Consider the following 7,409-nt stretch of genomic DNA (forward strand, 5'->3'; position numbering starts at 1 on the left):
ATTATTAAAAAAATTGAAATTAGTAGAAACTAATAGAAATTTATGGAAATTTGTTGTTTCCCACAATCAATTTCTACCTATTTCTATAAATTTCAATCTATTTCTATTATCTTATCTCCATATCTTCTTTATCTCCTTATCCCCCTTCTTACACTTCTAATGTATAACCTGAACGGTTACAATATTTCCAATAATTTTTCTTCGCTCTCGGTTCATTTTTCCCTATCCTTTTGGTCTTTGGTCTGTGGTCTTTAGTCTCTACTTCCTTATATTCATTCCCAAATCTTTTATCATCTGCATATCTAAACTTGCATCTCTTCCTGGCGTTGTTAAATAATTTCCGATGATTAATCCATTTGCCCCGGCTAATAAAGATAATGCTTGTAAATCCCTTAAATTCACCTCACGACCTCCAGCGATTTTAATGATTTTATCTTTTAAAATCAATCTAAAAATAGCAATTGTTTTTATTATCTCCAGCGGAGATAACGGTTTAACATTTGCTAAAGGTGTTCCTGGTATCGGATTTAAAATATTAATAGGAATACAATCTACATTCAGCTCTTTTAAGGCAAAGACAAATTTTATCCTTTCATCCCAATCCTCACCTAAGCCAATAATTCCTCCACAACAAACCTCTAATCCTACTTCTTTTAATATTTTTAAAGTAGATAATCTATCTTTATAAGAATGGGTCGTGCAGATTTGTTTAAAATAATTTTCCGATGTCTCAAGATTATGATTATATCTGCTCACTCCTGCATTTTTTAAAGCATAAGCCTTATCTTTTGTCAAAGTTCCCAGTGAACAATCTAATTTTAAGTTCGTTTCTTCTTTTATTCTCTTTAAAACACTAATAATCTTTTTGAAATCTGTGGTATCGGGTTTTTCTCCGCTAATGACAATACAGAATCTTGTTGCCCCTGAAATTTCTGCATCCTTAGCTGATTGTAAAATTTCTTCCTCACTCTTAAGAGAATAAACAGGTGTATCAGTTTTATAATGTCCAGACTGGCCACAGAATTGACAATCCTCTGAACACGCCCCTGATTTGGCATTTATAATAGAACATAAATCAATTCCTTCCCCACAATATTCCTTTCTTACTCTATTCGCTAAAGATACCAAATCTAAAATACTTTCTTTATCTAATTTAGAAAAGTATATTGCTTTACTAAAATGGAGCGGCTCACCCCGTAAAAGACTTTTAGAAATTTCTAATAATACTTGATTAACCATTCTTTATCTTATTTCCTCAATCCTAACTTCTGAATAATGTCCTGGTATCTATTTGTATCTTTTTGAGTTAGATAATTAAGTAATCTTCTCCTTTGTCCAACGAGTTTAAGCAATCCTCTTCGTGAATGATAATCTTTAACATGCACCTTAAAATGTTCAGTCAAATAATTAATTCGATCCGTCAATAGCGCTATCTGAACCTCTGGTGAACCTGTATCTTTTTCATGCATTCGATATTTTTCAATCAATGTTTGTTTTCCTTCTGTCGTTAATGACATTTGAGCACCTCCTTGTATTTGGTAATTGGTAACTGGTAATTGGTAATTAGTTACCAGTTACTTGCTTTTAATATTTGTTTTGCTTTATTTTCATCCTCGTTTAATTGTCTAATTAAACTATCCTGGTCTTTAAACGGTTTCTCATCCCGTATTCTTGTTATAAAAGAAACATTTAATTCTTTAAAATAAATTTCCTGATTAAAATCGAAGATATGGACTTCCAAATAGAGTTCTTTTTCTTCTCCAAATGTTGGACGATAGCCCAGATTAGCCACACCTTCATATCTTTCATCATCCATTTTTACCCTGACCGCATAGACACCTTTTTCAGGTAATAAAATTTCTTCATCCCATTTTAAGTTTGCAGTAGGATAACCAAGGATTCTTCCTCTTTTTGTGCCATGGATAACTTCGGCTCCAATCGTATAAGGTCGGGATAGAAGTAAATTTGCCTTTGCTACCTCCCCTTGCTTTAGATATTCCCTTATCCTTGTGCTACTAACAATTTCATCTTCCAATTTAACTGGCTCAACTACCTGTAATTTAAACCCTTTTTTTGCACTTAATTCTTGTAATAACTGGACATCCCCTTTTCTTCCTCTTCCAAATAAAAAATTTGTTCCAATCCACATTTGTTTCATTTTTAATTTATCAATGAGCACTTTTTCTATGAATTCCGTTGCCTCAAGGTTCATTATCTCTTGTTCAAAATCAGTAACTATGCACACATCCATACCCAGATGAGAAATAATGTTTAATCTCTGGTCAAGGGTAATTAATGGAGCAGGCATAGTTGATGATAATATTTTTCTTGGATGAATCTCAAAAGTCAAAAAAAGACTTGTAAGTCCTTTTTTTCTACAAGAATTAATCAGTCCTGTGATAATTTTTTGATGACCTAAATGCACTCCATCAAATACACCTATCGTTAATCCCACATTTTCATATTCAAATTGAGCTGGAATTCTCCAGAAAATTTTCATTTTAGACTGATAAAAGGTAACCGTTCAAGATATAGCCACAGAGTCACAGAGAACACAGAGAGAATATATAACCACGAATGAACACAAATACAAAAAGATTTGTAGTGCGAGGCTGTAGCCTCACTTCTGGCAAGCCAAAAGGTGAACCTAAAGGTTCCCACTACATTTATGGGATGTCAGCGATTAATTCGTGTGCATTTCTGGCTAATTCCCTTAATTCTCTGTGAACTCTGTGCCTCTGTGGCTGAACGCTTACGATAAAAGAACCTCTTCTACCTTAATTTTCCCTTCTATTAAATCTTTTAAGCCAATCGAATCTTCGATTTTGAAATTGCCACTTTTAATCCTTTTCAATGAGGTTAAATGTCCCCCTACCCCTAAAGCCTCACCTATATCTGCACATAAAGTCCGAATGTAAGTTCCGGAAGAACAAGTAACTTTAAATTCAAATTCATCCTGATGTATAAAATTTAAAAGTTTGATTTCAAATATCTTTACCTTTCGAGGTTGTCGTTCTACTTCCTTTCCAAGCCGGGCTAATTCATATAACCTTTTACCTTTATGATGTATTGCAGAAAACATAGGTGGAATTTGATTTATTTCACCCTCAAAATCTAAAAGTACCTTTTCAATATCCTTTTTTTGAATAGTAAAGTTAGATTTTTGTTCAATTATTTGTCCCCAGGCATCTTGAGTCGTTGTTTTAATTCCCAATTTCATTTCTGCTAGATATTCTTTAGAATCACTTTTCAGGCTTTCGGATAATTTTGTTGCCTTACCTAAAAGAAGAATTAAAACCCCTTCTGCCTGTGGGTCTAAAGTTCCTGCATGCCCAACCTTTTTCTGGTTAATCAATCTTCGAATACATTGAACGACATCGTGGGAAGTCATCCCCGCAGGTTTATTAATATTCAAAATTCCATCTATCATAATATCATAGTCTAAATTAGTTTGTCAAGATAAATTTCTGGAAACTTACCCATAAGTCTCAATTTGGTAATATTTAACCGCAGAAACACAGAGAAAAAATTAAAAACTACTTACTATAAGCTTCATTCCATCTCTGATTTTCATCAGAGCACGCTTTTTGAGGACCGACATCTCATGATTGATTAACAATCTGGTTTTGATGTCCATGTAGTGCAATGATTGCCTCAATAATCTTTTCTGTTATCTGATTTATTTCCATGTCTTCTCCGTTCCTCTGCGTCTCTGCGGTATCCATTTCCTTTCAACTTCAATACTTCTTAAGTTCAGAAGTTCTAATCTTCCTAACTGCTTCCCCCTATTTTCCCTTCTTTACTGTAACCGTTCACCGCAGAGACACAGAGACGCAGAGAAGAAAATTAAAATTTATTTACGATAGGCTTAACATCCCTGATTTTCATCAGTGCAAGCTCTTGAGTCCAACAACATTAAACTTGCCCTGATGAAAATCAGGGATGGATTAACAAATCTGACTTGCCGGCTGAACATTCGGCAAGCAGGTCCTATGTATTTCAATGGCTGCACCAATAATCTTTTCTGTTATCTGATTTATTTCTATGTCTTCTCTGTTCCTCTGCGTCTCTGCGGTAAATTACCACCTGAACGGTTACTCTTTACTCTCTATTAAATTATAAAAAGTATCTCGTTGTCTTGCGATAAATCCGGCATCTTTTATTAAATTAATTATATCCTGAGTAGTCAATCGATATTCAGCACCAGCGGCTCTAACGACATTTTCTTCTAACATTGTGCTACCCATATCGTTTGCTCCAAATGTCAAGGCTATTTGTCCTATTTTAGGTCCTTGTGTCACCCAAGAACTTTGAATGTTCTTGAAGTTATCTAACATAATTCTTGATATTGCAAGTGTTTTTAAATATTCATATCCCCCTACCCCATTTCCTCCCAAAATAGTATTTTGCGGTTGATATGTCCAGGGAATAAATGCTGTAAATCCATCAGTTTCATCCTGTAAATCTCGTATCTTCAATAAATGACTAACTCTATCCTCAATTGATTCAATATGTCCAAACATCATTGTGGCGGTAGTTTTCATTCCAAGTTTATGGGCAGTTTGCATAATTTCTAACCATTGAGTTGAACTGTATTTATTTGGACTTATTTGCTGGCGGACTTCATCAACTAAAATCTCAGCCCCACCTCCAGGAATTGAATCTAATCCAGCATCTTTTAACCGATTTATAATAATATTAATACTAAGTCTTGATTTTGTAGCAAAATGCATAATTTCTGGCGGCGAAAATCCATGGATATGTATCTCAGGAAAGGTGTTTTTAATCTTACGCAACATCATTTCATAATACTCAATTTTAAATCCCGGATGCAGTCCTCCTTGAAGTAGAATCTGAGTCCCTCCTAACTTAACTGTTTCTTCTATCTTATTCTTTAACTCATCCCATTTTAAAAAATAGGCATCTTTACTTTCAATATCCCTGGAAAAGGCACAAAATTTACATTTTGAAACACAAACATTGGTATAATTTATATTGCGGTCTATGATGTAAGTTACAATGTTATCCGAATGAGCCAAAAATCGAATTTCGTTTGCTACTTTACCAATCTTTAAAATATCCTTTTCTTGAAAAAGCTTTATACCTTCGTTAAAATTTAGCCTCTCGCCGTTTAAGGCCATATCTAAAATTTGAAAGAGTGCAGAATTCAATCTCGCGCTCCTTTTCTATAAGTTTATATTTAATCGCATAATTAATAAATTTTAAAATTCCTTTTATTTCTGGTCTTAGAAGATTATACCTAATAAGTTGTCTTAAATAATTATTTATAAATTTTTTATTTAGTGAGAGTCTTTTTGATTCAATATTAACTATTTTCTCTAAATTTCTCATCCCAAATTCTTTACTTTCTGTAAGAACTCTAACTACTTCCTCATAATCTTCCATCCCCTCTCTTATGACCCAAAAAGCATAAACAAATGGTAATTCAGTCAATTTATACCATTGTTCTCCCAGGTCTATATTTTTATCAGACAACATTAATGCCTGGTCTCCAATTAAAAGAGTTGCTTCATTTTTCTTTAAAATATCCATTAAGTTATCATTACTAACTTCTTTAAATTCTGGAAAAATTGAGTATATTTCACTCAGAATAATCCTTAATAATGCAACTGATGTTGACGAATTTTTATCTACCGCTACTGTTTTGATTCCCGAAATTTCATTTTTATAGAATAATTTTACACTTTCTACCTTCTCATAAGAAGAAATGGAAATATTTGGAATGACAAATTTACCAATTCCACGAAAATAATCAATCGTCGGAATTATTCCTACATCTATCTTCCCTTCTTTTAATAACTTAGATAGTTTAGATGGATATTTATAAATTAATTCCACCGATTTATCTAATTCTAATTTGTATATCAGTGGTTTAACATTTAAAAAAGGTGTTACACCTATCTTCATTTTAATCCTTTTTGTAACTATTCAGCCACCAAGGCACCAGGATACGAAAAAAGAGATTCGGGAATAGTGAATAAAAAATCCCCTAAAACCCCTGAATCCGAACTCCGAACCCCAATTTGTTAGAAAGATTATTCTTTTAATACTCTCTTTAACCCGTATAACAGTAGCAAGAAATGAGTAGTGTTTAAAATTTATACTTTGTGTCTTAGTGTTTTCGTGGCAAGTATTTTGTAACCGTTCACGGGGTAATTTACCGCAGAGAGGCAGAGGAACAGAGAAGACATGGAAATAAATCAGATAACAGAAAAGATTATTGAGGCAATCAGAAAATACATAGGACATCAAAACTAAATTTGTTAATCAATCATGATATGTCGGTCCTCAAAAGCTTGCACTGATGAAAATCCGTGATGGAATAAAGCGTCTGGTAAATAGTTTTTAATTTTTTCTCTGCGTCTCTGTGTCTCTGCGGTGAACGGCTACAGTATTTTAGATAAAGGAAAATGGAGATGATAAAAATACACTCTGTGAATTTGTAATGAAATGGCTGGCAGATTTCTATTTCAAAATTCACCATTAGATTGGTGCGGGGTAAACTCTAATTAGTATCTTCGATAACCTCCTCCACCTCCTGGTCCTCTTCTTTGTCTATCTCCTCCTCGACTTTCTCGACTATCTCTACTCCTGGGTGGCCGTGCTTCATCAACTCTTAATGTCCGTCCTGCAAACTCGGTACCGTTTAATGCTTCTTTTGCTTTCTCCGCGTCTGTCTGACTGCCCATTTCAACGAACCCAAACCCTTTACCTTCAATTATATTCACTTGCTTAACTTCCCCGTGGGCGGAAAATAACTCTTCCACCTGTTCCTTAGTTACAGAGTAACTAAGATTTCCTACATAAAGTTTACTACCTTGCATTCTAATAACCTCCTTTTAGGTTTTTTCTCTATATCCATAATGTTTCTTTTTGAGATAGAAGGCAAGATAGCAATTCTAATCTCATAAATAAAAACATTATTAAACCGGAAAGAGAATCGGTTTTAACTAATCATTATCTACCCCCTTTTAGCTTCTGCCAGCCATTTTTTAAAAATTATATCAAACTTTTCTTAATTTGTCAAGTGATTAACCATTTTTTTTTAAATCTTCAACCTTTTGACAGACTTAATTTTCTCTGTATCACCGTTCCTCTTCTTTTTAAGGTTGCAGATTGGCTAATAGGTGTAACATCTCTATCTTCTGCATCATAAACACAGATGATATTTAATCCCTTAAAATATCTTTTTATCAAGAAAATTTCTTCTGGTGATAAGGGTTTTACTTTACATTGTCGCAAAGGTGTATTTATTTGCACCTGGTCTGGTTGGATTTCTCGGGCTAATTGAAATAATCTCCGGGCACTATTCTTATTCTCATCAATAAACATAATTTGAAGTGCTAATTTCCCTCGATATTCTTCTCTAAAAGCCCTTATGCCATTAT

At 33.7% G+C, this 7,409-nt stretch carries 11 protein-coding genes; 2 read left to right on the forward strand and 9 right to left on the reverse strand.

Annotated elements, in window-relative coordinates; genetic code table 11:
- Positions 1-42: 42 nt before the first annotated feature.
- Positions 43-255, forward strand: a complete 213-nt coding sequence (locus AB1414_12135; GenBank protein ID MEW6608172.1) for a hypothetical protein — start codon at positions 43-45, stop codon at positions 253-255.
- 3 nt (positions 256-258) lie between these two features.
- On the opposite strand, the gene bioB is transcribed toward AB1414_12135, so the two are convergent.
- From bioB to AB1414_12150, 3 genes are read right to left on the reverse strand one after another with little or no spacing between them, the layout of a single operon-like run.
- Positions 259-1,239, reverse strand: coding sequence for a biotin synthase BioB (gene bioB, locus AB1414_12140; protein ID MEW6608173.1), 981 nt, complete (start codon positions 1,237-1,239; stop codon positions 259-261).
- A gap of 8 nt (positions 1,240-1,247) precedes the next feature.
- Complete coding sequence (gene rpsO, locus AB1414_12145; GenBank protein ID MEW6608174.1) at positions 1,248-1,517, reverse strand: 30S ribosomal protein S15; 270 nt, start codon at positions 1,515-1,517, stop codon at positions 1,248-1,250.
- Between the two features lie 50 nt (positions 1,518-1,567).
- A complete protein-coding gene (locus AB1414_12150) occupies positions 1,568-2,500 on the reverse strand; it encodes a bifunctional riboflavin kinase/FAD synthetase (protein MEW6608175.1) in 933 nt (310 codons plus the stop codon).
- 77 nt (positions 2,501-2,577) lie between these two features.
- On the opposite strand from AB1414_12150, the gene AB1414_12155 reads away from it, so the two are divergent.
- Positions 2,578-2,727: a hypothetical protein gene (locus tag AB1414_12155; protein ID MEW6608176.1), complete on the forward strand. Its 150-nt coding sequence runs from the start codon at positions 2,578-2,580 to the stop codon at positions 2,725-2,727.
- Positions 2,728-2,752: 25 nt separating this feature from the next.
- On the opposite strand, the gene truB is transcribed toward AB1414_12155, so the two are convergent.
- The 6 genes from truB to AB1414_12185 form a co-directional block, all read right to left on the reverse strand.
- Positions 2,753-3,430, reverse strand: a complete 678-nt coding sequence (gene truB, locus AB1414_12160; protein MEW6608177.1) for a tRNA pseudouridine(55) synthase TruB — start codon at positions 3,428-3,430, stop codon at positions 2,753-2,755.
- A 172-nt stretch (positions 3,431-3,602) separates the two neighbouring features.
- Positions 3,603-3,725, reverse strand: coding sequence for a hypothetical protein (locus tag AB1414_12165; GenBank protein ID MEW6608178.1), 123 nt, complete (start codon positions 3,723-3,725; stop codon positions 3,603-3,605).
- A gap of 369 nt (positions 3,726-4,094) precedes the next feature.
- A complete protein-coding gene (gene mqnC / locus AB1414_12170; protein ID MEW6608179.1) occupies positions 4,095-5,141 on the reverse strand; it encodes a cyclic dehypoxanthinyl futalosine synthase in 1,047 nt (348 codons plus the stop codon).
- On the reverse strand, positions 5,110-5,928 hold the full coding sequence (locus AB1414_12175) for a menaquinone biosynthesis protein (protein ID MEW6608180.1): 819 nt from the start codon (positions 5,926-5,928) through the stop codon (positions 5,110-5,112). Before AB1414_12175 ends, mqnC begins: the two co-directional genes overlap by 32 nt.
- 602 nt (positions 5,929-6,530) lie before the next feature.
- Positions 6,531-6,845: an RNA-binding protein gene (locus AB1414_12180; GenBank protein ID MEW6608181.1), complete on the reverse strand. Its 315-nt coding sequence runs from the start codon at positions 6,843-6,845 to the stop codon at positions 6,531-6,533.
- Between the two features lie 229 nt (positions 6,846-7,074).
- Positions 7,075-7,409: hypothetical protein (locus AB1414_12185; protein MEW6608182.1), on the reverse strand; the 335-nt coding region annotated here is incomplete at its 5' end.

Source organism: bacterium (assembly GCA_040755795.1).
In the GTDB taxonomy this organism is placed as follows: Bacteria; UBA9089; CG2-30-40-21; order CG2-30-40-21; family SBAY01; genus JBFLXS01.

Excerpts from the sequence above, each read along its gene's own strand:
- AB1414_12175 (MEW6608180.1), bottom strand. The coding sequence starts at position 5,928 with ATGAAGATAGGTGTAACACCTTTTTTAAATGTTAAACCACTGATATAC.
- bioB (MEW6608173.1), bottom strand. The coding sequence starts at position 1,239 with ATGGTTAATCAAGTATTATTAGAAATTTCTAAAAGTCTTTTACGGGGT.
- AB1414_12155 (MEW6608176.1), top strand. The coding sequence starts at position 2,578 with ATGAACACAAATACAAAAAGATTTGTAGTGCGAGGCTGTAGCCTCACT.
- truB (MEW6608177.1), bottom strand. The coding sequence starts at position 3,430 with ATGATAGATGGAATTTTGAATATTAATAAACCTGCGGGGATGACTTCC.
- mqnC (MEW6608179.1), bottom strand. The coding sequence starts at position 5,141 with ATGGCCTTAAACGGCGAGAGGCTAAATTTTAACGAAGGTATAAAGCTT.
- AB1414_12135 (MEW6608172.1), top strand. The coding sequence starts at position 43 with ATGGAAATTTGTTGTTTCCCACAATCAATTTCTACCTATTTCTATAAA.
- AB1414_12150 (MEW6608175.1), bottom strand. The coding sequence starts at position 2,500 with ATGAAAATTTTCTGGAGAATTCCAGCTCAATTTGAATATGAAAATGTG.
- rpsO (MEW6608174.1), bottom strand. The coding sequence starts at position 1,517 with ATGTCATTAACGACAGAAGGAAAACAAACATTGATTGAAAAATATCGA.
- AB1414_12165 (MEW6608178.1), bottom strand. The coding sequence starts at position 3,725 with ATGGATACCGCAGAGACGCAGAGGAACGGAGAAGACATGGAAATAAAT.
- AB1414_12180 (MEW6608181.1), bottom strand. The coding sequence starts at position 6,845 with ATGCAAGGTAGTAAACTTTATGTAGGAAATCTTAGTTACTCTGTAACT.